The organism is Kitasatospora sp. NPDC088351 (assembly GCF_040685575.1).
GTDB lineage: Bacteria > Actinomycetota > Actinomycetes > Streptomycetales > Streptomycetaceae > Kitasatospora.
Genome location: NZ_JBFBIL010000068.1, coordinates 1 through 24580 on the forward strand (window position 1 = coordinate 1; position 24580 = coordinate 24580).

Consider the following 24580-nt stretch of genomic DNA (forward strand, 5'->3'; position numbering starts at 1 on the left):
AGCCCCGCGCCGACCGTCGTCATCCTCCTCCTCGAAGGCCGCAGCCTGCGCGTCTGCGTCAGCGACGACAACCCCGTGCTGCCCGAGCCGCGCGAACCCACCGACCCCTACGCGCAGTCCGGCCGGGGCCTGCACCTGGTCCGCGAGCTCACCCACCGCTTCGGCACCACGCCCCGCAAAAACGGTAAAGTCGTATGGTTCGAGCTGGACGCGGCCGCGTGAGCGCCCGCCACCGGCCCCTCGCTCCGGACGACCCCCGGATGCGCGAGTACACCGAGGCCCAGGTCACCGCCCTCCTTGGCGAACTCCGCGAGCGAGGCCGCCCCCACGGCATCCTCTGGGGCTCCGCCACCACCCACAACGGCACCGTCGACGGCCGCGTCCTGATCGACTTCGGCAACGCGCCCGTCAGCACGCTCCTCAACCTCCTCCACCTGCTTCACGAAGCCGACGGGAGCCGAACGTGGGAGTCGTGATCCCCCTCGCCACCTCCTCGACCCAGCCGGCCCACGTCGAGCGCACCACCGTCCCCTACCTCACCGTCGAACACGTCCCCGACGCCACCGTCCAGCTCCGCCTCGCCGTCGACCTCGACGTGGCCGCCGGCCCCGGCGAACAGCTCGCCTTCCCCCTCACCCGCGACCAGGCCGAGGAACTCCTCCACGGCCTCGCCGCCCACCTCGGCACCCGCGTGACCGGGATCCGCCGATGACACCCGGCACCGTCAACTTCCTGATCGGCACGGCGTTCGTGGCCCTCCTCGCCCTCGCGATCGCCACCGTCGTCCTCGGCGTCCTCGCGACCCTGAGGATGCCGCACCCCGGCGAACGGGCAGCCACCCCGCCGCCCCCGATCACCCGCCACGGCCGCTGGGAACTGCGCCAACTCCCCGACGGCACCGCCGAATACGCCTGGATCGCCCGCCAGGCCGGCCGCTACGGCCCCGAAACCCACAACCCCACCCCCCAGGGGCGTCACCGCATACCCGCCTGACCCCGCAGACAGCGAACGGGCCCTCGCCGAAGCGGCGAGGGCCCGTCTGCTCTGTGTCCGGCGACCGGTCGCCCGTCGTCGCCCCCGCTCACTCCCAGCGGAAGAAGCGGGCGGCCGCGGCCAGGGCGAGGACGGCCCAGCCGGTCAGGATGCCGAGGTCGGCCCAGGGGACGCCGGCGCCGGTCTGGAGCACCGAGCGCAGGCCGTCGGAGAGGGCGGCGATCGGGAGGAGTTCCAGCACCGACTGGACGGCGGACGGGAACTTGCTCAGCGGGACGATCACCCCGCCGGCCAGCAGCAGCAGGATGAAGACCAGGTTGGCGGCGGCCAGCGTGGCCTCGGCCCGCAGGGTGCCGGCCATCAGCAGGCCGAGCCCGGAGAAGGCGGCGGTGCCGAGGACGAGGAGGGCGAGAACGGCGAGGGGGTTGCCCTGCGGGGACCAGCCGAGGGCGAGGGCGATCACCGAGAGCAGCGCTACCTGCAGCGCCTCGGTGACCAGCACACAGCCCGTCTTGGCGGTGAGCAGCGCCCAGCGGGGGAGCGGGCTGGCGCCGAGCCGCTTCAGCACCCCGTAGCGCCGTTCGAACCCGGTGGCGATGGCCTGCCCGGTGAAGGCGGTGGACATCACGGCGAGCGCGAGCAGCCCGGGTGCCAGGAAGTCGACCCGCTTGCCGGGGCCGTCCACCGCGACGATGTCCACCGAGGAGAACAGCACCAGCAGCACGGTCGGGATGATCACGGTGAGCAGCAGCTGCTCACCGTTGCGCAGCAGCATCTTCGTCTCGAAGGCGGTCTGGGCGAGCAGCATCCGGCCGACGGGGGCGGCGCCCGGCCGCGGCGAGTAGTCGGTGGTCGTGGTCACGAGCGGAGGTCCCGTCCGGTCAGGTCGAGGAAGACGTCTTCGAGGCTGCGCCGCTGCACGGTGAGGCGCTCGGGGAGGATGCCGGTGGCGGCGCACCAGCCGGTGACGGTGGCCAGCAGCTGCGGATCGACGGGGGCCTCCACGCGGTAGCTGCCGGGGGCGGTCTCGGCGGCGGTCGCGCCGTCCGGCAGTTCCTTGAGCAGGGTGGCGAGGTCGAGGCCGGGCGGGCCGTCGAAGCGCAGGCTGCTCTCGGCGCCGCCGCGGCAGAGCTCGTCGGGGGTGCCGGTGGCGATGACCCGGCCCCGGTCGACGATCGCGACCTGGTCGGCGAGCTGCTCGGCCTCGTCCATGTGGTGCGTGGTGACGACCACGGTCACGCCGTCCCGGCGCAGGTCGCGGACCAGGTCCCAGGTGGCGCGGCGGGCCTGCGGGTCGAGGCCCGCGGTGGGCTCGTCCAGGAAGACGAGTTCGGGGCGGCCGACCACGGCCATGGCGAGGGCGAGGCGCTGCTGCTGGCCGCCGGAGAGCCGGCGGTAGGTGGTGCGGCCGCAGGAGCCGAGGCCGAGGCGTTCGACCAGGGCGTCCACGTCCAGCGGGTGGGCGTGCAGCTTCGCGGTGTGCCGGAGCATCTCGACGGCGCGCGCGCCCGCGTAGACGCCGCCGGACTGCAGCATCACGCCGATCCGGGGCCGCAGCCGCGCGCTCTGGGCGACCGGGTCGAGGCCGAGGACGCGGACGGTGCCGGCGTCCGGGCGGCGGTAGCCCTCGCAGGTCTCGATGGTGGTGGTCTTGCCGGCGCCGTTGGGGCCGAGGACGGCGGTGATGGCGCCGCGTGCGAGGGTGAGGTCGAGACCGTCCACCGCGGTCTTCGCGCCGTAGCGCTTGACCAGCCCGGTGATCTGGACCGCGGGTCCGGAGTGCATACCGGCGAGTGTAAGAGGCGCGCACGCCGCACCCCGACGGCGGCCTCTTTGATCGTTTTTCCAGGCCAGGTAAGGCTTACCTGCGTGACAGATGCCACCGATGAGGCATCGGTCACGGCTTGTCCCGACGGAAGTAATTACGCAACACTGGTGTTGTGAAAAACATGCGCGAGCACACCACGCACCAGGAGGCCGAGACGGCCCCCGGCTGCGCCGTGCCCGCGACGGCGGCCGAGGCGCTGCTGGACGGCCACCGCGCCACCCGGGACCGGGTCGCGCGGTCGATCCTCGACCACGGCCCCTCCTCCGCCGCCGACCTGGCGAACCGGCTCGGTCTGACCACCGCCGCCGTCCGCCGCCACCTGGACGGCCTGACCGCCGCCGGCCTGGTCGAGTCCCGTGAGCAGCGGGTCTACGGCAGCCGCGGCCGGGGCCGCCCGGCCAAGGTCTTCGCCCTCACCGACGGCGGGCGGGACGCCTTCTACCAGGCGTACGACCAGCTCGCGGCCGACGCGCTGCGCTGGATCGCCGACTCGGTGGGCGGCGGCAAGGCGGGCGAGGAGGCGGTCGCCGCCTTCGCCCGGGCCCGGTTCGGCAAGCAGGGCGAGAAGTATCTCGAAGCCCTGCGGCAGGCGGCGGCCGGCGAGCGTACCGAGGCGCTCGCCCAGGCGCTGAGCGCGGACGGGTACGCTGCCACGGTGCGGCGGGTCCCGTCGGCCGCGGCCAAGGCCCCGGCGGGCGCCCAGCTCTGCCAGCACCACTGCCCGGTCGCGCACATCGCCGAGCAGTTCCCCCAGCTCTGCGAGGCGGAGACCGAGGTCTTCTCCCGGCTCCTGGGCACCCATGTGCAACGACTGGCCACCATCGCCCACGGCGACGGGGTCTGCACCACCTATGTGCCGGCACCCGGTGCCGCATCGTCGTCCACCCCGCGTACCGCAGGCGAGGACTCCGATGCAGTGCCGACTGCCGGTACGTCCACCGAAGATTCAGCGTCCGCGCGTTAGGAAGCTCGCATGACTGACACCGTTTCGCACCCGGAGCTCGAAGGCCTGGGCACCTACGAGTACGGCTGGGCGGACCCGGACACCGCCGGTGCCACCGCCAAGCGAGGGCTCAGCGAGGACGTCGTCCGCGACATCTCGGCGAAGAAGAACGAGTCCGAGTGGATGCTCAACCTGCGTCTCAAGGGCCTGAAGCTGTTCGGCAAGAAGCCCATGCCGACCTGGGGCTCCGACCTCTCCGGCATCGACTTCGACAACATCAAGTACTTCGTCCGCTCCACCGAGAAGCAGGCCGAGTCCTGGGAGGACCTGCCCGCGGACATCAAGGCGACCTACGACAGGCTGGGCATCCCGGAGGCGGAGAAGCAGCGCCTGGTCGCCGGTGTCGCCGCGCAGTACGAGTCCGAGGTCGTCTACCACCAGATCCGCGAGGACCTGGAGCAGCAGGGCGTCATCTTCCTGGACACCGACACCGCGCTGCGCGAGCACCCGGAGATCTTCAAGGAGTACTTCGGCACCGTCATCCCGGCCGGTGACAACAAGTTCGCCGCGCTGAACACGGCGGTCTGGTCCGGCGGGTCCTTCATCTACGTGCCGAAGGGTGTCCACGTCGACATCCCGCTCCAGGCCTACTTCCGGATCAACACCGAGAACATGGGCCAGTTCGAGCGGACGCTGATCATCGTCGACGAGGACGCCTACGTCCACTACGTCGAGGGCTGCACCGCGCCGATCTACTCCTCCGACTCGCTGCACTCCGCGGTCGTCGAGATCATCGTCAAGAAGGGCGGCCGCTGCCGCTACACGACCATCCAGAACTGGTCGAACAACGTCTACAACCTGGTCACCAAGCGCGCCGTGGCGTACGAGGGCGCGACCATGGAGTGGGTCGACGGCAACATCGGCTCCAAGGTCACCATGAAGTACCCGGCCGTCTACCTGATGGGCGAGCACGCCAAGGGCGAGACCCTGTCGATCGCCTTCGCCGGCGAGGGCCAGCACCAGGACGCCGGCGCCAAGATGGTCCACATGGCGCCGAACACCTCCTCCAACATCGTCTCCAAGTCGGTGGCGCGAGGCGGCGGCCGCACCTCCTACCGCGGCCTGATCGAGATCGGCGAGGGCTCCAAGGGCGCCAAGTCCAACGTGCTCTGCGACGCGTTGCTGGTCGACACCATCTCCCGCTCGGACACCTACCCGTACGTGGACGTCCGCGAGGACGACGTGTCCATGGGCCACGAGGCGACGGTCTCCAAGGTCAGCGAGGACCAGCTGTTCTACCTGATGAGCCGGGGCATGACCGAGTTCGAGGCGATGGCGATGATCGTCCGCGGCTTCGTCGAGCCGATCGCCCGCGAGCTGCCGATGGAGTACGCGCTGGAGCTGAACCGGCTGATCGAGCTGCAGATGGAGGGCTCCGTCGGCTGACGAACGGCCGCACGCAGTCCAGTCCGCACTTTTTGAGGAAGAGAGCACCACGACAGCCATGGCTGACGTCAACACCCCCACCGGCTCCACCACCGCCGGTTCGATCGAGGTCGGTACGGCCGGCGCGGGCGCGCAGCTCGCCGGCCCCGGCACCGGCCGCGCCACCGTCCAGCAGCCGATCGACGCCCGCGTCGCCGTCGAGCCCTCGTACGAGGTCGGCGACTTCCCGGTGCCGACCGGCCGCGAGGAGGACTGGCGCTTCACCCCGCTGCACCGGCTGGGCGGCCTGCACGACGGCTCCGCGGCGCAGGCCGCCCAGGGCGAGGACAAGGTCGAGCTGAGCCTGCCGGACGGCGTCACCGCCGAGACCGTCGGCCGCGACGACGCCCGCCTGGGCAAGGCGGGCAAGCCGGTCGACCGGGTCGCGGCGCAGGCGTTCAGCGGCTTCGAGCAGGCGCTCGTGGTCACCGTCCCCAAGGAGACGGTGCTCACCGAGCCGGTGAAGATCGACGTGCACGGCGAGGGCGGCACCCGCTTCGCCCACGTGGTGATCGACGTCAAGCCGTTCGCCGAGGCCGTGGTCGTGATCAACCACACCGGCACCGGCACCCGCGCGGCCAACGTCGAGCTGCTGGTCGGCGACGGCGCCAAGCTCACCTTCGTCTCCGTCCAGGACTGGGACCGGGACGCGGTGCACGCCGCCCAGCAGACCGCCCTGATCGGCCGGGACGCCTCGCTGAAGTCCGTGGTCGTCACCTTCGGCGGCGACCTGGTCCGCATCCACCCGCGGGTCAGGTACGCCGCGCCCGGCGGCGAGGCCGAACTCTTCGGCCTCTACTTCGCCGACGCCGGCCAGCACCTGGAGCACCGTCTGGTCATCGACCACGACACCCCGCACTGCCGCTCCAACGTGGTGTACAAGGGCGCGCTGCAGGGCCAGGACGCGCACGCCGTCTGGGTCGGCGACGTGCTGATCCGCGCCGCCGCCGAGGGCACCGACACCTACGAGCACAACCGCAACCTGGTGCTCACCGACGGCGCCCGGGTCGACTCCATCCCCAACCTGGAGATCGAGACCGGCGAGATCGTCGGCGCCGGCCACGCCTCCGCGACCGGCCGCTTCGACGACGAGCAGCTCTTCTACCTGCAGGCCCGCGGCATCCCGGCCGGCGAGGCCCGCCGCCTGGTCGTCCGCGGCTTCTTCGCCGAGCTGGTCCAGCAGATCGGCGTCGCCGAGATCCAGGACCAGCTGATGGAGAAGATCGAGGCCGAGCTGGAAGCGGCGGTCTGATGAGTTTCCTGCGTGCCTGCGCGCTGAGCGACCTGCAGGAGGACGTGCCCAAGCGCGTCGACCTCAACGGTGTGCCGGTCTCCATCGTCCGTACCGACGAGGGGGTGTTCGCGATCAACGACACCTGCTCGCACGCGAACGTCTCGCTCTCGGAGGGCGAGGTCGAGGACTGCATGATCGAGTGCTGGCTGCACGGCTCCAGCTTCGACCTGCGCACCGGCAAGCCCTCCGGCCTGCCCGCCACCAAGCCGGTCGCTGTCTACCCCGTAAAGATCGAAGGGGACGATGTGCTCGTCTCCGTCAACCAGGAGTCCTGAGTACACATGGCAACCCTTGAAATCCGCGACCTGCACGTCTCCGTCGAGGCCGAGAACGGCCCCCGGGAGATCCTGAAGGGCGTGGACCTGACCGTGAAGCAGGGCGAGACCCACGCGATCATGGGTCCGAACGGCTCCGGCAAGTCCACCCTCGCGTACTCGCTGGCCGGTCACCCGAAGTACACCGTCACCAGCGGCTCGGTGCTGCTGGACGGCGAGGACGTCCTGGAGATGTCCGTCGACGAGCGCGCCCGGGCCGGCGTCTTCCTGGCCATGCAGTACCCGGTCGAGGTCCCGGGCGTCTCGGTCAGCAACTTCCTGCGGACCGCCGCCACCGCCGTCCGCGGCGAGGCCCCGAAGCTGCGCACCTGGGTGAAGGAGGTCAAGGAGGCGATGGCCGCCCTCCAGATGGACCCGGCCTTCGCCGAGCGCAACGTCAACGAGGGCTTCTCCGGCGGCGAGAAGAAGCGCCACGAGATCCTCCAGCTGGAGCTGCTCAAGCCGAAGATCGCGATCCTCGACGAGACCGACTCCGGCCTGGACGTCGACGCGCTGCGGGTCGTCTCCGAGGGCATCAACCGGGTCCGCTCGACCGGCGAGGTCGGCACCCTGCTGGTCACGCACTACACCCGCATCCTGCGGTACATCAAGCCCGACTACGTCCACGTCTTCGCGGCCGGCCGCATCGTCGAGTCCGGCGGCGCGGAGCTGGCCGACAAGCTGGAGAACGAGGGCTACGAGGCTTACGTGAAGGGCGGCGCTTCCGAGTGACCAACCCCCTGTCGGGCCTGCTCGACACCGACGCGATCCGCAAGGACTTCCCGGTCCTGCAGCGCGTGCTGCACGGCGACAAGCCGCTGGTCTACCTGGACAACGCGGCCACCTCGCAGAAGCCGCGCCAGGTGCTGGAAGCCCTGACCGCCTACTACGAGCAGCACAACGCCAATGTGCACCGCGGGGTGCACGTGCTGGCCGAGGAGGCCACGGCGCTGTACGAGGGCGCCCGCGACAAGGTCGCGGCGTTCGTCAACGCGCCCAGCCGCAACGAGGTGATCTTCACCAAGAACGCCTCGGAGTCGCTCAACCTGGTCGCCAACATGCTCGGCTGGGCCGACGAGCCCTACCGGGTGGACGCCGACTCCGAGATCGTCATCACGGAGATGGAGCACCACTCCAACATCGTCCCGTGGCAGCTGCTCTCGCAGCGCACCGGCGCGAAGCTGAAGTGGTTCGGGCTGACCGACGAGGGCCGGCTCGACCTGTCGAACATCGACGAGCTGATCACCGAGAAGACCAAGGTGGTCTCGTTCACCCTGGTCTCCAACCTGCTGGGCACCGTCAACCCGGTCGAGACCATCGTGCGCAAGGCCCAGTCGGTCGGCGCGCTGGTCGTCATCGACGCCTCGCAGGCCGCGCCGCACATGGTGCTGGACGTGCAGGCGCTGGAGGCCGACTTCGTCGCCTTCACCGGCCACAAGATGCTGGCCCCGACCGGCATCGGCGTGCTCTGGGGCCGCCAGGAGCTGCTGGAGGACCTCCCGCCGTTCCTGGGCGGCGGCGAGATGATCGAGACCGTCACGATGGGCTCGTCCACCTATGCCCCGGCGCCGCACAAGTTCGAGGCGGGCACCCCGCCGATCGCGCAGGCGGTCGGGCTCGGGGCGGCCATCGACTACCTGTCGGGCATCGGCATGGAGAAGATCGCCGCGCACGAGCACGCCATCACCGAGTACGCGGTGGAGCGCCTGCTGGAGGTCCCCGACCTGCGGATCATCGGTCCGCGCACGGCCGTGGACCGGGGCGCCGCGATCTCCTTCACGCTCGGCGACATCCACCCGCACGACGTGGGCCAGGTGCTGGACGAGCAGGGCATCGCCGTGCGCGTCGGCCACCACTGCGCGCGGCCGGTCTGCCTGCGGTACGGAATTCCGGCGACCACGCGGGCGTCGTTCTATCTGTACTCGACGCCGGGCGAGGTCGACGCGCTGATCGACGGTCTGCACCACGTCCGGAACTTCTTCGGCTGACGGGACTGGGCCCACCACATGAAGCTCGACTCGATGTACCAGGACATCATCCTGGACCACTACCGCAACCCCCACGGCAAGGGGCTGCGGGACGGCGACGCCGAGGTGCACCACGTCAACCCGACCTGCGGTGACGAGATCACCCTGCGGGTGCGGCTCGACGGCGCCACGGTCGCGGACGTCTCCTACGAGTCACAGGGCTGTTCCATCAGCCAGGCCAGCGCCTCGGTGCTGAACGACCTGGTGGTCGGCAAGACCGTCGGCGAGGCGCAGGCCGTCCAGGAGGCGTTCCTGGAGCTGATGCAGAGCAAGGGCCAGGGCGAGGGCGACGAGGAGGTGCTGGAGGACGCGGTCGCGTTCGCCGGTGTCTCCAAGTACCCGGCCCGGGTCAAGTGCGCCCTGCTCAGCTGGATGGCCTGGAAGGACGCCACCGCCAAGGCGCTCGCCGGGCAACCCGCCGTCAACGACTGACACCGCAGAGGAGGACAGAACCATGAGTGACACCGACACCACCGACACCACCGACATCGCCGGCACCACCGGCGCACCCGCTTCCCCCGCTGCGGAGGAGGGCCAGGGCCTCATCGCCGGCACCACCGCCGGCACCGTCTCCGTCGAGGACCTGACCGAGGCCCTGATGGACGTCGTCGACCCCGAACTGGGCATCGACGTCGTCAACCTGGGCCTGATCTACGGGATCCACATCGACGAGTCCGACGTGGCCACCATCGACATGACGCTCACCTCGGCGGCCTGCCCGCTGACCGACGTCATCGAGGACCAGGCCAAGTCCGCCACCGACGGCCTCGTCCAGGACCTGCGCATCAACTGGGTCTGGATGCCGCCGTGGGGCCCGGACAAGATCACCGACGACGGCCGCGAGCAGCTCCGCGCCCTCGGCTTCAACGTCTGACGGACGGGCTTCAACGTCTGACGGACGCCGCTCGTCAACCCACTGCCGCGTGACGCTCCCCTTCGGGGGAATGTGTCACGCGGCGGTGGTATATCTGCGAGTGGGTGGTCACGCTGGCCCTGCGACCGTGAAGGGAGCGATGTGATGTCCGTGGTTGCGTCCGGACGGTGGACGTTGCCCGACTCGCCGTACGCCATGTGGGTCCGGGACGAGCTTGCCGCGTATCTGCGGATCCCGGAGGACGGCACACGGGTCGAGGTGATCGGAGGGGAGTTCGTCGTGTCGCCTGCGCCGGTGTTCACGCATGCGGTGATTCTCTCCAACATCCAGCGCGCGGTGGACTACGCGGAGTTCACCGACCCCTCGTTCCCCTGGCGGGTGGTCCAGGGCGTCAACGTCGACCTGGTCGAGATCGGCGACGGCTATGTCCCGGACCTGGTCGTCCTGCACCGGGACACCGTCGACCACGGCTGCGCCGAGGACGTACGTCACCTGTACCCGCAGCAGGTGAACCTGGTGGTGGAGGTGACCTCTCCCTCCAATGCCTACAACGACCGGGAGCCGGTGCTCAGCCGACGGATGCAGGCCACCAAGTGGAACGGGTACGCCCGGGGCGGTGTGCCGCACTACCTCCTGGTCGACCGTGACCCCGAGCGGCCCGGCATCACGCTGTTCGGTGAGCCGGACCGCGGGGCCGGTACGTACGGTGTGCTCGAGACCTGGAAGTTCGGTGAAACGGTCTCATTGCCCGAGCCGTTCCGGTTCGAGATCCCGACGGACCGCCGGGATCCCTGGTCCGACTAGCGTTTGCGGGCCACCGCCAGGGCCAGGGCGAGGCAGAGTGCGGCGGCCAGGGCGGTGAAGCCGCTGGTGGCGGGGAGGAGGCCGTAGCGCTGGACGAGGGCGCCGACGGCGACGATGGGGAGGGAGCTGCCGAGGTAGACGATGACCCAGAGGGAGCTGAGTTCGGAGCCCCGGCGTTCGGGGTTCATCGCGGCGACGGCGGTGGTGAAGAGCGAGCGGAAGGCGATGCCCTGGCAGGCGCCGCCGAGGACGCTGCCGATGAAGAGCAGCGCGGGGGTGCCGGTGTACTGGGCGGCGACGACCAGGCCGAGCCCGGCGGCGAGGCCGGCCATGCCGAGGGCGACGACCAGCCGGTCGGCGGTCGGCGGGACGAGCAGCTGGGCGGCGGCCGAGGAGCCGAGCAGCAGGGCCGCCACCACGGCACCGACCAGGTGCGAGTCGGTGTGCAGCAGCTTGGCGGAGAAGGCCGGGGCCAGGCTGAGGTAGACACCGAAGACGGCGTACGAGACGAAGCCGGCGCCGGAGGCCAGCAGGAACTCGCGACGGCCGGAGGCCGGCAGGGCGAGCCGCTGCGGGCGTAGGTGGGCCGGGGTGGTGATGCGCGGCGGGGAGGCCGGAGGGCGGCGGCGGCCGGGCATCCTGGGGTGGACGAGGGCGAGCGGCACACAGAGCGCCAGCAGGGCGACGGCGTGCAGCAGGAAGGGCGTCAGCAGCGGGTCGGAGCCGTCGGCCAGCAGTGCGCCGACGACCGGGCCGAGCGCGACGCCGCCGGCGGAACAGGCCAGGGTGAGTTTGGCGGCGAGGGTCGGCCGGTCGGGCAGCAGGTCGCCGAGGGCCGCTCCGGCGGCGCCGGTGGACAGGCCCACCGCGATGCCCTGGACGGTCCGGCCGAGGGCCAGCTGCCAGAAGCTGCCGGAGGTGGCGAAGACCACGTCACCGGCGGCGGCCAGGGTCACGGCGGGCAGGATCAGCGCCCGTCGGCCGAGGTGGTCCGACCAGTGGCCGACCACGGCGAGCACCGGGACCAGCGCGAACACGTACACCGTGAACAGGACGGTGGTGTCGAGCGGGGTCAGCGCGAGCCGCTGCTGGAGCAGGGGGTAGATCGGCGTGGCCAGATTGGCGCCGATCAGCATGAGGAGCAGGGCGGCGGCGACAAGGCCGACGCGTATCCCGCGCAGCGCGTTCCAGCGGCTGATCGCGGAGAGCTGGAGCTGGGTGCGGGGCGCGAGCTCCAGGGGAAGCAGGGCCTCCGACAGTCGGCGTCCGTCGAACTGCGCGGTGCGCAGGCCGGAGCCGGCGGGGGAGAGGTCCGCCATGGCAGGGATCTCCTGTGGCCGGGCACCACCGGGGTCGGCTGGGTGTGCCGGTGCGCCCGTCCTGCGGCGCTGTGGTGGTGGCCTCGGTGCGGGGCTCCCTGGTGGAGCGGGTGAGCGTGGGCCCCTCCTGCCCGGTGCCGGGCGAGGAGGGAAAAGGGCTTCGTCGCCCGGTGGTCCGCGCGGGGTGTGCGCGGTACTGATTCGAAGGATAAGGGGTGGGCGCACTGTTGCGGCGCGCGCCCCTTGGGGCCGGGCGTCGGCGCTGCCAGGCCTATACGCTGAGGTGATGGACCGGCACACGGAGCTCATCCGTTCGGGCCGGGCACTGATCGACCGACTGCTGGCTGTAGGGAGAACGCGCAACGATGGCCGGACGACGTCGTAAGAACGCTGGGGTTTCGTCGGCGGGTGCGCCGGGTGAGGGGCCGGGCGAGGCGGTACTGCCCGCCGACCTGGAGCTGGAGGACCTCTACGGGGCGTTCGCCGCGCACGGGATGGACGACGAGGACCTCGACGACGCTGCCGTGCTGGTACCGCCGGTGAAGCTGCCGTCCGAGGAGGAGCTGGCCGAGCAGGCCAAGGCCGTCCCGATGTTCGGGTACGCGCTGACGCTGGCCCGCTGGACCGCCCCGCACCGGGCGGTGGACGAGTTCGGCGACCTCACCGGCCCGGACCGGGCGCCGGCGGCCCGGCTGCTCGGCCTCGCCCCCGAGGAGGGGGAGGTACCGGAGGAGGCCGTGGTCGAGGCGATGCGGGCCTGGTCGCTGGCGTGCGACCTGGACCTGGTCGAGATCGGCACCACCGCCGAGGGCGAGCACGTCGCCGTCCCGGGGCCGGATCTGGAGCCCGCCGAGCAGGGGGACGCGGAGACCGTCCTGGAGCTCTGGCTGACGGCCGCCGGGATCGTCCGGGAGCTGGCCGCGGAGGCGGACTCGCTGCCGGAGGAGGAAGGGGCCGAGGGCGAGGGCGAGGCAGAGGAGGACGAGGACCGGCTGACGCAGGTCGAGGAGGCCCGGGACGAGGCCGCCGAACTGCTCGACGAGGCGCTCCAGGTGCTGTACGAGACCACCGCCTTCGCCGACCCGGGCAGTGAGACCGTGCCGCTGGGCGTGCTGGCCGCGCTGCTGGTCGTGCCGGAGGGCGAGGAGCCGAGCGAGGAACTGCTCGGCGACATCACCGATGTGATGGTCACCCTGGACCCGATGCTCGGCGACCTCGCCGAGCTGGGCCTGCTGGACTACCGCCCGATCGACCCGGAGCTGTTCGACGAGGAGGAGCCGGAGGGCGGCGCCCCGGCCGGGGAGGAGCCGCTGGACGAGGAGGAGTCCGCGCGCTTCGGCCTGGTCCGGCTCACCCCACTCGGCCAGTACGGGATCCGGCAGTGGCTGCTGGAGGACGGGTACGACGCGCCGCTGGTCGGCGAGCTGGCCCAGGGCGACGCCGTCGAGCTGCTGCGGACGGTCTGCGAGGCGGCCAATGTGCTGCCCGAGGAGGAGCTGCGGGTCTGGGTCACCGGCCGGGAGCCGGTCGAGGCGGCGCGCGAACTGCTCGCGGCGGCGCGCGGCGACGACACGTACGCTCCGCTGCGCCGGATGCTCTGCCAGCTGGCGCTGACCATGCTCGGCGGGGCCGCCGAGCCCGCCGTCCGGGAGGTGCTGGACGACCCGGAGCTGGGCGGCGGAGCCCGCGCCTGGCTGGCCTCCATCGGGGCGGCGGACGTGCCGACGCCGGAACGGGCGATGGTGCTGTGGACGGTGGTCGACACCTTCGCCGCCCAGCTGCTGGACAGCGGCGGCGACGCGGAGCTGCTGCGCGAGCTGATCGCCGGGCTGCCGGTGACGGACAATCCGGCGAGTTACTTCGGCGAGCTCTGGCGGGTCGACCACCCGTACACGGCGGACGTGCTGGAGGCCGTCGGCGAGCTGCACCTCGACCGGGCGGTGGCCAAGGAGGCCCGCAAGGCGGCCTTCAAGGCGCGGTCGAAGAAGTGAGCCCGGGGCGGTGAGCCCGGGGCGGTGAGCCCGGGCCCGGACGGGCCCCAGGACGTGTCCGACGGTTCGCGCATGCGGCGGGAACCGTCGGACACGCCCTACGGGAGGTCGAGCGAGCCGTCCTCGGCGAAGGGGAAGAACGGGTTGTGGGCCAGCTCCCAGAGGTGCCCGTCCGGGTCCTCGAAGTAGCCGGAGTAGCCGCCCCAGCTGGTCGTGGCCGGCGGCTTGACCACGCCGGCGCCCGCCTCGACGGCCGTCCGCAGAGCGGCGTCCACCAGCTCGGGGGACTCCAGGTTCACCGCGAGGGTGACGCCGCGGAAGGCCGGCTCGCCGGTGGCGGGCACGCCCGCGTCGGCGGCCAGCTCGTCGTGCGGGAAGAGGCCGAGCACGGAGTCGGCGGTGCGGAACCAGACGATCTCCGGGCTGGAGACGGACGACCGCTTCCAGCCGAGGCCTTCGTAGAAGCGGGTGCTGCGGTCGAGATCACTCACCCCGAGGGTGACGATGCTGATCCGGGCCGGAACGTTGCTGTTCGCTGTCATGCCCGACAGCGTAGGCAGGGCGACTGACACGGCCCCGCCCTGCCCGTCCGCCCCCGGTCGGGCCGGTCGTCCGGGCCGGTCGTCCGGGCCGATCAGCCGGGCGTGCAGCGGGAGCTGATGACCCGGCAGGTACCGGCCACGTATCGTTTCCCGAGGCGGCGCGAGGGCGGCGAGGACTCGGGGGTGCGGCACAGCATGATGCGGGAGAGCGGCGGCAGGCCCCAGGAGCAGAACGGCCCCCGGGCGGACGGCTCCGCCGGGGGCGGACCCTTCGGGGGCGGGACCGCGGCGGGCGGTCCTGCGATGGGCGGTTCCGCGGCGGGCGGTTCCGCGGCGGGCGGTCCTGCGGTGGGTGGTCCCGCGGTGGGTGGTCAGGTCGGCCACGGCCCGCGCGGGACGGACCCGCGCGGCCAGGAGGAGCGGCTCGCCGACCAGGAGGAGTTCGCGCGCCGCACCCTCGCCGCGGCGGACTTCCCGGTGTACGGGGTGGCGGCCGGGGCCGGCCGGGACGGTGACGCGCTGGCCGCGTTCGAGACCGCCGACGGCGAGCTGTGCTGGGTCGAGGTCCACTCCGGCGACCGGACCAGCGCCGACGGCCCGTACGTCACCGTGCGCACCTACCGGCCCGGCGCCGAGAACCGCGGCCGGCTGCCGGAGCTGGAGGACGTGGTCGAGGACGAGCGCGACCGGGTCTACGAGCAGCTCGGCGTCGACGAGGGCGAGGGCCCGGGCCGGGTCCGGGCGCTGCGCGAGTGGATCACCGTGGAGGGCGAGCCCCGCGCGGTGGAACTGCACGAGGACCGGCGCGAACTCTGGCACCGCCCGGACGCGCCCGGCACCGGCCCGGTCTGGGCGGCCCGGCTGCGGGTGGACGGGCTGACCGTCACGGTCTGCGGGCGGGGGGTGCCGCCCGGCGGCGTCGAACTGGCCCGGATCGGGGACTTCGAGCGGTACCTGCTCGGCCGGACCGGGCTGCTGCGCGCCCTCGCCTCCCGGCGCGGCCGCCATGTGCCGGTGGAGGAGCGCGACCTCGCCCCCGCCGTCGGGCTGGAGGCGCACCGGGCGGTGATCGAGCACAGCATCAGGGAGTCCGCCGCCGTCGAGGCGCAGGTCCGGGCGGGGCGTACGCCGCGGCTGCCGCGCGGGCTGCGCGGGGAGAACGGCGCGCTGCGCTGGGAGGCCGCGGTGCGCCAGCAGATGCGGCTCGCCACGGAGACCCGGGAGGAGGCGGTCGCGGCGGTGACGGCGATGGTCAACCACCTCAACCGGCTCTCCCGGCAGACCCAGTGGGTGGTCGGCACGCCGGAGGGGCAGGCCGCCGTCGAGGAGGTCATCCGGTACACGGTGTTCGCCAGCGAGGTGGCGAGCCTGCCGGCGCAGCGGGCGTGGGAGCAGCTCTGGCGGAACCGGCCGGGCGGGGGAGACCCGTTCGACCGGGAGGAGCAGCGGCGGATCGAGGAGCAGCTGTGGCTGTCGGCCTGGGAGCAGTGGCGGTCGGCGCGGGCGGGGAGGTAGCCGGGGGGTGGTGCGGCCGGGAGGTGCGGCCGGGAGGTGCGGCCGGGAGGTGTGGCAGGCGGGATGCCCGGCGGCAGGACGGCAAAGGGGCGGTCATGGATTGGCATACGGTCCGCAAATGACCACCCCGACGAGGTGTCCACGTCACCGGGAGTTCACCGGGGCGGCGGAGTCTGCTGGGCGTCGACGGTCTGCCTCGACAACTCGTACGCCACGCACCGGGCACCGTCCCGGTCGGCGGCCCACCCCTCAGGAGTGACTGCCATGTCGCTGTCCCGCCGGGACTTCGTCAACCGTTCCACCCTCGTCGGGGCCGGCGTTCTGATCGCCGGCAGCGCCGAGGCCCTGGCCAGCGCCCCCGGCGCGATCGCCGCCCCGGTGGGCGGCGAGGTGCAGGCCGCCGCGACCGCCGACGCCGAGCGTGCCGCCGTCGGTTACGGTCCGCTGGTCCAGGACCCGCAGAACCTGCTCTCGCTGCCCAAGGGCTTCAAGTACACCGTCGTGAACCGGACCGGCGTCACCAAGCTGCGCACCGGCGAGTTCACCCCCAGCAACCACGACGGCACCTCCGCCTTCGAGGACGAGCGCGGCGGCAACCTGCTGGTCGTCAACCACGAGCTGAGCGGCGCCCGCGCCAACTGGCCGTACCCGGTGCCGCTGACCGAGGGCCACGTCTACGACCCGGGCGCGGCCGGCGGCTGCACCATCGTGCACGCCAAGGCCAACGGCAAGGTCGAGCAGTGGGTCGGCATCGCCGGCACCTCCACCAACTGCGCCGGTGGCGTGACCCCGTGGGGCACCTGGCTGTCGGGCGAGGAGACCGAGGACAAGGCCGGCAAGAACGGCTTCACCAAGGACCACGGCTACATCTTCGAGGTCGACCCGTTCGACGACGAGTACAACCAGAACCCGCAGCCGGTGAAGGCCTTCGGCCGCTACGCGCACGAGGCCGTCGTCGTCGACCCCAAGCGCGGCCAGGTCTACCTGACCGAGGACGCCTCCAACCCCAACGGCCTGCTGTTCCGCTGGACCCCGCCGGCCGGTTTCAAGCACGGCCGCTACCAGCTGCGCAAGCTCGCCGCCGACGCCGGTGTGCTGGAGGCCTTCAAGGTCTTCGACTCGCAGGGCAAGTTCATCGACGACCTGTCGCGCGCCACCAAGGTGGGCACCACCTACGGCGTGGACTGGGTCAAGGTCGAGGACCGCGACGCCCGTACGGTCTCCGTCCGCAAGCAGTTCAAGGACGGCGAGGTCACCCGCGCCCGCAAGCTGGAGGGCATGTGGTGGGGTGACGGCGGCTTCTACTTCGTCTCCTCCTTCGCCCGGTCGGAGAGCCCCGTTCAGCACGACGGCCAGGTCTGGTTCTTCAACCCGGCCCGCCGCACCATCACCCTGAAGGTGCTGCTCGGCGTCAACACCGACGTGTTCGGCGACCACGACAACTACGACGGCCCGGACAACATCACCGTCTCGCCCTACGGCGGCATCGTGATCGCCGAGGACGGCGAGGGCGTCTCGCACCTGTTCGGCGCCACCGAGGACGGGCTGACCTACCCGATCGCCCGCAACGAGCTGAACATCGGCACCGCCGAGAAGCCCGAGTTCAGCGAGTTCACCGGGGTGACCTTCTCGGACGACGGCAAGACGCTGTTCGCCAACATCCAGGTGCCGGGCATCCAGCTGGCCATCACCGGCCCCTGGCACCGGCTGAACGAGCACAAGCGCGGCCAGGGCTACGGCGCCTGACCCGAGGTGTGACGGGAAGGGGTCCGCTCCGGCGGGCCCCTTCAGTCGTCTTCAGTTGTCTTCAGTCGTCCGCGGGCAGCCGCAGTTGCAGCATCGCCAGCAGCCGCTGCTGCGGCTGGGTCAGGTCGATGCCGGTCAACTGCTCGGCCCGGCGCACCCGGTAGCGCAGGGTGTTGGGGTGGATGTGCAGGGCGTCCGCGGCGACCCGGACCTCGCCGAGCGCGTCCAGCCAGGCCAGCACCGACTCGGCGAGCCGGGTGCCGTGCCGGCGGTCGTACCCGGCCAGCGCCGTCAGCCGCGGGTCACGCAGGCCGCTCCGCTCCTGCAGCAGCGCCAGCATCTCGCTGACCAGCACCTCCGCCTGGACGTCGATCAGCGCCGCGACCTCCAGGTCCACCCCGCCGCGGCCCATCGCGTCCAGGATGCGATCCGCCTGCGCACGGGACTCGGGCACCTGGGCCAGGCCGTCCACCGTCGAGCCGATCGCCGCCCGCAGCGGCACGCCCAGGTGCTCCCGGGCGGCCTCGACCACCCCCCGCGCCCAGTCCCGGACCGTCGTCATCGGCAGGCCGGCCGGCAGCTCGGGCAGCAGCACGTACACCCGGGACTCGATCGGCGCGAGCAGCGCGGCCCGGTGCCGGGCGGCGGTGTGCACCGAGATCAGACCGGTCACCTCGGCCCGGGTGAGGGCCTCCGTGGTGTGCGCGCTGTACGCCAGGACGGTGGCCGGGCGGCGCAGGTCCAGGCCCAGATGGGTGGCCAGGGACTGCGGGCCGGTCGAGCCCTCCAGCAGCCCGGTGAGCAGGGTCCGGGTCAGCCGGACGTCCGCCGACAGCTCCCGGCGCCGTCGCACCAGCTGCGCCGCCGCCACCCGGGCCGCGCCGACCAGCGCCTGCTCGGCGAGCGGCGCGAGCGGCTGGGCGCCCTCCTGCACCCAGATGGTGCCGAGCGGCTGCGCCCCGGCCCGGATGCCGATCGCGAGCCGGCGGCGCAGGCCCAGCTCCGGGTGCGGGTCGACCGCGATCGCCGTGTCCGAGCTGCGCAGATGCTGGAAGATGCCCCACTCGCGGAGCTTGGAGAGGTACGGCTCGGGCCCCTGCCAGCCGAGGATGGAGAGCCGCCGGAGGTCGTCCACCTCGTCGGAGTCGGAGGAACGGGAGTAGGCCAGCACCCGGCTGGAGGTGTCCTCGATCGAGACGATGCCGTTGGTGAGCACGGCGACGGTCTGGGCGAGCGAGAAGAGGTCGCCCGCGTTGTGCTCGGGGGCGCCCGGCCCGTCCGGTGCGTCCGGCCCGGCGATGATCGCGCGGGCGAGCGAGTCCAGGTGCTCCCAGCGGGTCTCGCGGCGGACCGAGAGCAGCGCGACGCCCGCCTCGGTGGCCGCCTCGCGCAGCGCGTCCGCCTGGCCGGGGCCGTCCAGCTTGACGGCCACCGCCGCCGCGCCGGCCCGGCCGGCCGCGCGCAGGGCCGGCAGCGCGGCCCGGCCGCGGGCGCCGATGGCGAGGACCAGCTCGCCCGGTGCGGCGACCGGCGGGTCCTCCGGGTCGAGGATCACCACGTCGCGGACCGGTACGTCCAACCCCTGGGGGGCGGCCTGGAGTTCGACCAGCGGCTCGCCGAGGGACATCAGCAGTTGCCGGAGCGGGAGGCCGAGGGGCTGGGACACCGGGCCTCCTTCATCCACGCGGACAACGGTGTACGGACGATTTTAGCCGGGCGGACGAAACCGGGAGCCGGGCCGCCGGACCGGCCGGCGCCGGGCAGCCGACGCGGTGGCCGGGGCGCTGACCAGGGGACAACCGTGACCGCCCCGTGATCCCTTCGTCGGGCCGGACAACGCCGTACGGGGGACTTTAGCCGCCCGGCCAATCAAGTGGGCCGCCGGGCAGGAATAGCGTTCGTGCTGTGGCCGACGCGCGACCCGCGTCGGCATCCCCCCGCGAACCGAAGGAGAGCGTGCGCTCATGGATGCTGTGACCCAGGTCCCCGCGCCGGTGAACGAGCCGGTCCACAGCTACGCCCCGGGCAGCCCCGAACGGGCCCGTCTGGAGGCCAGGCTGAAGGAGCTGGGCGGCCAGGAGCCGGTCCAGCTGACCATGACGATCAACGGTGAGCGCCGCCTCGGCGGCGGCACCGAGATCCACGTCGTCCAGCCGCACAACCACGCGGCGAGGCTCGGTACGCTGCGCAACGCCACCCAGGCCGACGCGCAGGACGCCATCGACGCTGCCCTGGCCGCCGCCCCGGCCTGGCAGGCGCTCTCCTTCGACTCCCGCGCCGCGATCTTCCTCAAGGCCGCCGACCTGCTGGCCGGCCCCTGGCGCGAGACCCTGGCCGCCGCCACCATGCTCGGCCAGTCCAAGACCGCGCAGCAGGCCGAGATCGACACCCCCTGCGAACTGGTCGACTTCCTGCGCTTCAACGTGCACTTCGCCCGCCAGATCATGGCCGAGCAGCCGCTCTCCTCCGAGGGCGTGTGGAACCGCAGCGACCACCGCCCGCTGGAGGGCTTCGTCTACGCGATCACCCCGTTCAACTTCACCGCCATCGCGGGCAACCTGCCGACCGCGCCCGCGCTGATGGGCAACGTGGTGCTCTGGAAGCCCTCCCCGACCCAGCAGTTCTCCGCGCACCTGCTGATGCAGCTGCTGGAGGAGGCCGGGCTGCCCAGGGGCGTCATCAACATGGTGACCGGTGACGGCCTGGCGGTCTCGGACGTCGCGCTGAAGCACCCCGCGCTGGCCGGCATCCACTTCACCGGCTCGACCGCCACCTTCCAGCACCTGTGGCGCGAGGTCGGCACCAACATCTCCGGCTACCGCACCTACCCGCGGATCGTCGGCGAGACCGGCGGCAAGGACTTCCTGGTCGCCCACCCGTCCGCCGACCCGGCCGTGCTGAAGACCGCGATGACCCGCGGCGCCTTCGAGTTCCAGGGCCAGAAGTGCTCGGCGCTCTCCCGGGCCTACGTCCCGGCGTCGGTCTGGGCCGGCCTCAAGGACGCGTTCCGCGACGAGGTCGAGGGCCTGACCATGGGCGACGTCACCGACCTGGCGAACTTCATGTCCGCCGTCATCGACGAGCGCTCCTTCGCCAAGAACAAGGCCGCGATCGACCGGGCCCAGGCGGACCCGAAGGTCGAGGTCCTGGCCGGCGGCACCTACGACGACTCGGTCGGCTACTTCGTCCGCCCGACCGTGCTGGTCTGCGAGGACCCGGCGAGCGAGTACTTCCGGGACGAGTACTTCGGCCCGGTCCTCGCGGTGTACGTCTACGAGGACGAGAAGTACGAGGAGATGCTGGCGCAGATGGAGTCGGTGTCCTCGTACGGGCTGACCGGCGCGATCATCGCCCAGGACCGGGCCGCCGCCCAGGACGCCATGCACAAGCTGCGGTTCGCGGCCGGCAACTTCTACATCAACGACAAGCCGACCGGCGCGGTCGTCGGCCAGCAGCCGTTCGGCGGCGGCCGGGCCTCGGGCACCAACGACAAGGCCGGCGCCAAGCAGAACCTGGCGCGCTGGACCTCGACCCGCTCGGTCAAGGAAACCTTCGTCCCGCCGACGGACTACCGCTACCCGCACATGGGCTGAGCGCCCGCCCACGTGGCGGGCGGGCCCACCCCACAGGCCCGCCCGCCGCTTTCCTTCTGCCACCCTTAGAAGCACCAGCTCCAGGAGTCACGATGCTCCGTTCCGCCCTCCTCGCGGCCTCCCGCTCCCCGCAGGTCCGCACCGTCGTCGAGAAGTTCCCGCCGACCCACGCGATAGTCGAACGCTTCGTCGCCGGTGAGGCCCTCGACGACGCCGTCACCGCCTGCGACGACCTGGTCGCCACCGGCCGCAAGGTCACCCTGGACCACCTCGGTGAGGACACCCAGGACGCCGCCCAGGCCGCCGGCACCGCCGAGGCCTACGAGCACCTGCTCACGGCGCTCAAGGAGACCGGCCTCGCGGCGGGTGCCGAGGTGTCGGTGAAGCTGTCGGCCGTCGGCCAGTTCCTCCCGGTGGACGGCGAGAAGATCGCGCTGGAGAACGCCCGCCGGATCTGCGAGGCGGCCGCCGCGGCCGGCACCACGGTGACGCTCGACATGGAGGACCACACCACCACGGACTCCACCCTGGCCATCGCGCGTGAGCTGCGCGCCGACTTCCCGTGGCTGGGCGTCGTCCTCCAGGCCTACCTGCGCCGCACCGAGGCCGACTGCCGCGAGTTCAGCGGCCCCGGCTCGCGGGTGCGCCTCTGCAAGGGCGCCTACAAGGAGCCGGAGTCGGTCGCCTTCCAGGGCAAGCACGAGGTCGACCTGGCGTACGTCCGGGCGCTGAAGGTCCTGATGGCCGGCGAGGGTTACCCGATGATCGCCTCGCACGACCCCAACATGATCAAGATCGCCGGGCAGCTCGCCCAGTGGAACGGCCGCAAGCGCGACTCCTTCGAGTACCAGATGCTCTTCGGCATCCGCCCCGAGGAGCAGCTGCGGCTGGCCGCCGAGGGCAACACCATGCGGGTGTACCTGCCGTACGGCCAGGAGTGGTACGGGTACTTCATGCGCAGGCTCGCCGAGCGCCCGGCCAACCTGACCTTCTTCCTGCGCGCCATGGCGACGCGCGGCTGAGGCTCTCCCGTGCTCGTACGGCCCGCACCCCCGGTGGAAGGGGGGTGCGGGCCGTACGGCGTGGCGGGGCGGTGCTCAGAGGAACGGCTTGGTGTCCAGCTCGAAGCCGAACGGGGCGGGCAGCGCGAGCGGTCGGCCGAGCGGGGCGAGGTGCACTTCGGTGTACTCGTCGCCGTGCGGCGTGCTGAAGATGCTGACCTGGGACCTGTCGCGGTCGATCAGGAGGTGGAGCGGGACGGCGGCGCGGGCGTAGCAGTGCCGCTTGGTGATCCGGTCCCGGTCGTAGGCCGGCCTCGGGCCTGGTTCAGAGTGCGCGGTGCATGATGTGCAGGCCGACGTAGCCGTGGACCGGGTGGCGGAAGCCCTCGGGGAGGGTGCCGAGGATGTCGAAGCCGAGGGACCGGTACAGCCGCACCGCGGGCTCGTTCGAGGCCACGACCGCGTTGAACTGCATGGCCCGGTACCCGGCCCGGCGGGCCCACTCCAGCGAGTACCCGGCGAGGGCGCGGCCGACGCCCCGGCCGGCGTGCGCCGGGTCGACCATGTAGCTGGCGCTCGCGATGTGCGAGCCGTTGCCCAGGTGGTTGCGGTTCATCTTGGCGGTGCCGAGGACGGTGCCCGCCTCGTCCACGGCGACCACCGTCCGGTACGGGGCGGCCAGCAGCCACCAGTCACGGCCCTGGTCGGAGGAGAGGTCCAGCGGGTAGGTGAAGGTCTCGCCGGCGGCCACGATGGCGTGGAAGAAGGGCCAGATGGCCGGCCAGTCCTCGGTGGTGGCTTCCCTGATCAGCATCCGGACAGGATGACGGCCGGGTGGCGGCGCCGCCACCGGTTTTGCGCCCGGCGCGGCGGCCCTGGGCGGTGGTCCTGGGCGGTGGTCCTGGACGACGGCCCTGGACGGCGGCCCGCCCCCGGTGCCCGGGAAAGGGGCTTCGGGGGCGGGCCGGACGACGCGCGGGGGGAGCCTGCTCAGAGCATCGCGGCGGCGGGCTTGACCATGGCGCGGGCGGTCTTGGCGTCGACGTACTCGCCGATGGCGGTCATCACCCATTCGCCGGAGTACTGGCGGACCAGCTTGCACATCACCACACCGGTGTGCGGCTCGGCGTGGGTGAGGTCGAAGCGGACCAGCTCCTGGCCGGAACCGGCGTCCACCAGGCGGCAGTAGGCGTTCTTGACGTCGGTGAACTTCTGGCCGGAGAAGGAGTTCACCACGAACACCAGGCCGCAGACCTCCGGCGGCAGGCCGTCGAGGTGGACGGTGATCGACTCGTCGTCGCCGCCGCCCTCGCCGGTGAGGTTGTCGCCGGAGTGGGCGATGGCGCCCTTGAAGACGGACAGCTTCATGAACCAGGCCGTCTCCAGCTTCTCGCGCTTGCCGTCGAAGGCGATGCAGGAGGCGTCGAGGTCGATGCTGCGGCCGCGGCCGGCGGGCTCCCAGCCGAGGCCCATCCGGACGGAGGAGAGGAAGGGCTTGCCGTTCTTCTCCAGGGAGACCGAGCCGCCCTTGGTGAGGTTCACCCGGCCCTTGTCCAGGGTGATCTTGGTGAGCGAGGGCGCGGGGGGCGCCGGGGGCGCGGGCGGGGCCGGGGGCGCGGGCGGGGCCGGGGGTACCGGGGGAGCGGTCTGCGGCATCGGCGGGGCGGCCGGCAGCGGGGCCATGGGCGGCGCGACGGGCGGTGCGGGGGGCGCGACGGGCGGTGCGGCGACGGGCGCGGCGGTGACCGGCGCGGGCTCGTCCTCGACGTTGACGCCGAAGTCGGTGGCGATGCCGGCCAGGCCGTTGGCGTAACCCTGGCCGACCGCGCGGACCTTCCAGGCGCCGCCCCGCTGGTAGACCTCGACCACGATCAGCGCGGTCTCGCGGCCCAGCGCCGGCGGGGTGAAGGTGACCAGCACCTGGCCGGTGTCGGCGTCGCGGACGGTCGCGGTCGGCTCGATGCCCGCGAAGGTGGCGCCGGCCTCGTCGGGGCTGGCCGTCACCACGACCTTGGTGATGCCGGCCGGGACGGCGCCGGTGTCGATGGTGATGGCGTCCGGGGTGCCGCCGCCGGCCGGGCGGTGGGTCACACCGGGGCCGTCGGGGGCGTTGAAGAACACGAAGTCGGCGTCCGAGCGGACCTTTCCGGCGTCGGTCAGCAACAGGCCGGAGACGTCCAGCGCCTTGGGTGCGGTGACCTCGACGGTCACCCGCGCGGCGGTCAGCGGGGCGTTGCCGCCTTGGGTCAGGACCGTGGACACGAACTCCTCCTCGGATGCGGTGGCACGGCGTTCGGGGCCCGAGTCGGGG

25 protein-coding genes and 1 pseudogene are annotated in these 24580 nt (G+C 72.3%); 18 read left to right on the top strand and 8 right to left on the bottom strand.

Annotated elements, in window-relative coordinates:
- The 4 genes from AB0P06_RS31785 to AB0P06_RS31800 all read left to right on the top strand — a co-directional run.
- Positions 1-222 (top strand): ATP-binding protein (locus AB0P06_RS31785; protein ID WP_363613491.1); only part of this gene is annotated, 222 nt, incomplete at its 5' end.
- Entirely contained in the window at positions 219-476 is a 258-nt protein-coding gene (locus tag AB0P06_RS31790) for a hypothetical protein (RefSeq protein WP_363613493.1), read from the top strand. The genes AB0P06_RS31785 and AB0P06_RS31790, both read left to right, overlap by 4 nt.
- On the top strand, positions 464-712 hold the full coding sequence (locus AB0P06_RS31795) for a hypothetical protein (protein ID WP_363613495.1): 249 nt from the start codon (positions 464-466) through the stop codon (positions 710-712). The genes AB0P06_RS31790 and AB0P06_RS31795 overlap by 13 nt, the downstream gene beginning before the upstream one ends.
- On the top strand, positions 709-993 hold the full coding sequence (locus AB0P06_RS31800) for a hypothetical protein (protein ID WP_363613497.1): 285 nt from the start codon (positions 709-711) through the stop codon (positions 991-993). Before AB0P06_RS31795 ends, AB0P06_RS31800 begins: the two co-directional genes overlap by 4 nt.
- Before the next feature lie 88 nt (positions 994-1081).
- Here the strand turns inward: AB0P06_RS31800 and AB0P06_RS31805 are convergent, their stop codons facing one another.
- A complete protein-coding gene (locus AB0P06_RS31805; RefSeq protein ID WP_363613565.1) occupies positions 1082-1801 on the bottom strand; it encodes an ABC transporter permease in 720 nt (239 codons plus the stop codon).
- 50 nt (positions 1802-1851) lie between these two features.
- The gene (locus tag AB0P06_RS31810; protein ID WP_363613499.1) at positions 1852-2778 is read right to left on the bottom strand and encodes an ABC transporter ATP-binding protein; all 927 of its coding nucleotides are present in this window, start codon (positions 2776-2778) and stop codon (positions 1852-1854) included.
- Between the two features lie 164 nt (positions 2779-2942).
- Here AB0P06_RS31810 and AB0P06_RS31815 point away from each other — a divergent pair, with 164 nt between their 5' ends.
- From AB0P06_RS31815 to AB0P06_RS31855, 9 genes are all read left to right on the top strand, one after another.
- A complete protein-coding gene (locus AB0P06_RS31815; RefSeq protein ID WP_363613501.1) occupies positions 2943-3785 on the top strand; it encodes a helix-turn-helix domain-containing protein in 843 nt (280 codons plus the stop codon).
- A gap of 9 nt (positions 3786-3794) precedes the next feature.
- On the top strand, positions 3795-5210 hold the full coding sequence (sufB, locus tag AB0P06_RS31820; RefSeq protein WP_363613503.1) for a Fe-S cluster assembly protein SufB: 1416 nt from the start codon (positions 3795-3797) through the stop codon (positions 5208-5210).
- A gap of 58 nt (positions 5211-5268) precedes the next feature.
- Positions 5269-6501, top strand: a complete 1233-nt coding sequence (sufD, locus tag AB0P06_RS31825) for a Fe-S cluster assembly protein SufD (protein ID WP_363613505.1) — start codon at positions 5269-5271, stop codon at positions 6499-6501.
- Complete coding sequence (locus AB0P06_RS31830) at positions 6501-6818, top strand: bifunctional 3-phenylpropionate/cinnamic acid dioxygenase ferredoxin subunit (protein WP_188303622.1); 318 nt, start codon at positions 6501-6503, stop codon at positions 6816-6818. Before sufD ends, AB0P06_RS31830 begins: the two co-directional genes overlap by 1 nt.
- Before the next feature lie 6 nt (positions 6819-6824).
- Complete coding sequence (sufC, locus tag AB0P06_RS31835) at positions 6825-7589, top strand: Fe-S cluster assembly ATPase SufC (protein ID WP_363613507.1); 765 nt, start codon at positions 6825-6827, stop codon at positions 7587-7589.
- Positions 7586-8845 (top strand): cysteine desulfurase, encoded by a 1260-nt coding sequence (locus AB0P06_RS31840; RefSeq protein ID WP_363613509.1) that lies wholly within the window; start codon positions 7586-7588, stop codon positions 8843-8845. The genes sufC and AB0P06_RS31840 overlap by 4 nt, the downstream gene beginning before the upstream one ends.
- Positions 8846-8863: 18 nt before the next feature.
- Positions 8864-9316: a Fe-S cluster assembly sulfur transfer protein SufU gene (sufU, locus tag AB0P06_RS31845; protein ID WP_363613511.1), complete on the top strand. Its 453-nt coding sequence runs from the start codon at positions 8864-8866 to the stop codon at positions 9314-9316.
- 22 nt (positions 9317-9338) lie between these two features.
- On the top strand, positions 9339-9758 hold the full coding sequence (locus AB0P06_RS31850; protein WP_363613513.1) for a metal-sulfur cluster assembly factor: 420 nt from the start codon (positions 9339-9341) through the stop codon (positions 9756-9758).
- 144 nt (positions 9759-9902) lie between these two features.
- Complete coding sequence (locus AB0P06_RS31855; protein ID WP_363613515.1) at positions 9903-10562, top strand: Uma2 family endonuclease; 660 nt, start codon at positions 9903-9905, stop codon at positions 10560-10562.
- Here the strand turns inward: AB0P06_RS31855 and AB0P06_RS31860 are convergent.
- Positions 10559-11881, bottom strand: coding sequence for an MFS transporter (locus AB0P06_RS31860; protein ID WP_363613517.1), 1323 nt, complete (start codon positions 11879-11881; stop codon positions 10559-10561). The genes AB0P06_RS31855 and AB0P06_RS31860 overlap by 4 nt on opposite strands.
- A 365-nt stretch (positions 11882-12246) precedes the next feature.
- Here AB0P06_RS31860 and AB0P06_RS31865 point away from each other — a divergent pair, with 365 nt between their 5' ends.
- On the top strand, positions 12247-13872 hold the full coding sequence (locus AB0P06_RS31865; protein WP_363613519.1) for a hypothetical protein: 1626 nt from the start codon (positions 12247-12249) through the stop codon (positions 13870-13872).
- A 98-nt stretch (positions 13873-13970) separates the two neighbouring features.
- Here AB0P06_RS31865 and AB0P06_RS31870 read toward each other — a convergent pair whose 3' ends face one another.
- On the bottom strand, positions 13971-14414 hold the full coding sequence (locus AB0P06_RS31870) for a VOC family protein (protein WP_363613521.1): 444 nt from the start codon (positions 14412-14414) through the stop codon (positions 13971-13973).
- Positions 14415-14777: 363 nt separating this feature from the next.
- Between AB0P06_RS31870 and AB0P06_RS31875 the strand changes: the two genes are divergently transcribed.
- Positions 14778-15929, top strand: a complete 1152-nt coding sequence (locus AB0P06_RS31875) for a hypothetical protein (RefSeq protein ID WP_363613523.1) — start codon at positions 14778-14780, stop codon at positions 15927-15929.
- Between the two features lie 264 nt (positions 15930-16193).
- Positions 16194-17675, top strand: a complete 1482-nt coding sequence (locus tag AB0P06_RS31880) for an alkaline phosphatase PhoX (protein WP_363613525.1) — start codon at positions 16194-16196, stop codon at positions 17673-17675.
- Between the two features lie 61 nt (positions 17676-17736).
- Here AB0P06_RS31880 and AB0P06_RS31885 read toward each other — a convergent pair whose 3' ends face one another.
- Positions 17737-19341, bottom strand: coding sequence for a helix-turn-helix domain-containing protein (locus AB0P06_RS31885; RefSeq protein ID WP_363613527.1), 1605 nt, complete (start codon positions 19339-19341; stop codon positions 17737-17739).
- 298 nt (positions 19342-19639) lie between these two features.
- Between AB0P06_RS31885 and pruA the strand changes: the two genes are divergently transcribed.
- Positions 19640-21268 (top strand): L-glutamate gamma-semialdehyde dehydrogenase, encoded by a 1629-nt coding sequence (pruA, locus tag AB0P06_RS31890; RefSeq protein WP_363613529.1) that lies wholly within the window; start codon positions 19640-19642, stop codon positions 21266-21268.
- Between the two features lie 92 nt (positions 21269-21360).
- Positions 21361-22290: a proline dehydrogenase family protein gene (locus tag AB0P06_RS31895; RefSeq protein WP_363613531.1), complete on the top strand. Its 930-nt coding sequence runs from the start codon at positions 21361-21363 to the stop codon at positions 22288-22290.
- Positions 22291-22365: 75 nt separating this feature from the next.
- On the opposite strand, the pseudogene AB0P06_RS31900 reads toward AB0P06_RS31895, so the two are convergent.
- From AB0P06_RS31900 to AB0P06_RS31910, 3 genes and pseudogenes are all read right to left on the bottom strand, one after another.
- Positions 22366-22563, bottom strand: a pseudogene (locus AB0P06_RS31900) (Uma2 family endonuclease); the annotation flags it as partial.
- A 31-nt stretch (positions 22564-22594) separates the two neighbouring features.
- Entirely contained in the window at positions 22595-23083 is a 489-nt protein-coding gene (locus tag AB0P06_RS31905) for a GNAT family N-acetyltransferase (protein ID WP_363613533.1), read from the bottom strand.
- 176 nt (positions 23084-23259) lie between these two features.
- Positions 23260-24519, bottom strand: a complete 1260-nt coding sequence (locus tag AB0P06_RS31910; RefSeq protein ID WP_363613567.1) for a TerD family protein — start codon at positions 24517-24519, stop codon at positions 23260-23262.
- Positions 24520-24580: the final 61 nt, after the last annotated feature.

Coding starts and splice junctions, on each gene's coding strand:
- AB0P06_RS31800 (WP_363613497.1), top strand. CDS start 709: ATGACACCCGGCACCGTCAACTTCCTGATCGGCACGGCGTTCGTGGCC.
- AB0P06_RS31805 (WP_363613565.1), bottom strand. CDS start 1,801: ATGCTGCTCGCCCAGACCGCCTTCGAGACGAAGATGCTGCTGCGCAAC.
- AB0P06_RS31810 (WP_363613499.1), bottom strand. CDS start 2,778: ATGCACTCCGGACCCGCGGTCCAGATCACCGGGCTGGTCAAGCGCTAC.
- AB0P06_RS31815 (WP_363613501.1), top strand. CDS start 2,943: ATGCGCGAGCACACCACGCACCAGGAGGCCGAGACGGCCCCCGGCTGC.
- sufB (WP_363613503.1), top strand. CDS start 3,795: ATGACTGACACCGTTTCGCACCCGGAGCTCGAAGGCCTGGGCACCTAC.
- sufD (WP_363613505.1), top strand. CDS start 5,269: ATGGCTGACGTCAACACCCCCACCGGCTCCACCACCGCCGGTTCGATC.
- AB0P06_RS31830 (WP_188303622.1), top strand. CDS start 6,501: ATGAGTTTCCTGCGTGCCTGCGCGCTGAGCGACCTGCAGGAGGACGTG.
- sufC (WP_363613507.1), top strand. CDS start 6,825: ATGGCAACCCTTGAAATCCGCGACCTGCACGTCTCCGTCGAGGCCGAG.
- sufU (WP_363613511.1), top strand. CDS start 8,864: ATGAAGCTCGACTCGATGTACCAGGACATCATCCTGGACCACTACCGC.
- AB0P06_RS31850 (WP_363613513.1), top strand. CDS start 9,339: ATGAGTGACACCGACACCACCGACACCACCGACATCGCCGGCACCACC.
- AB0P06_RS31855 (WP_363613515.1), top strand. CDS start 9,903: ATGTCCGTGGTTGCGTCCGGACGGTGGACGTTGCCCGACTCGCCGTAC.
- AB0P06_RS31860 (WP_363613517.1), bottom strand. CDS start 11,881: ATGGCGGACCTCTCCCCCGCCGGCTCCGGCCTGCGCACCGCGCAGTTC.
- AB0P06_RS31865 (WP_363613519.1), top strand. CDS start 12,247: ATGGCCGGACGACGTCGTAAGAACGCTGGGGTTTCGTCGGCGGGTGCG.
- AB0P06_RS31870 (WP_363613521.1), bottom strand. CDS start 14,414: ATGACAGCGAACAGCAACGTTCCGGCCCGGATCAGCATCGTCACCCTC.
- AB0P06_RS31880 (WP_363613525.1), top strand. CDS start 16,194: ATGTCGCTGTCCCGCCGGGACTTCGTCAACCGTTCCACCCTCGTCGGG.
- pruA (WP_363613529.1), top strand. CDS start 19,640: ATGGATGCTGTGACCCAGGTCCCCGCGCCGGTGAACGAGCCGGTCCAC.
- AB0P06_RS31895 (WP_363613531.1), top strand. CDS start 21,361: ATGCTCCGTTCCGCCCTCCTCGCGGCCTCCCGCTCCCCGCAGGTCCGC.
- AB0P06_RS31905 (WP_363613533.1), bottom strand. CDS start 23,083: ATGCTGATCAGGGAAGCCACCACCGAGGACTGGCCGGCCATCTGGCCC.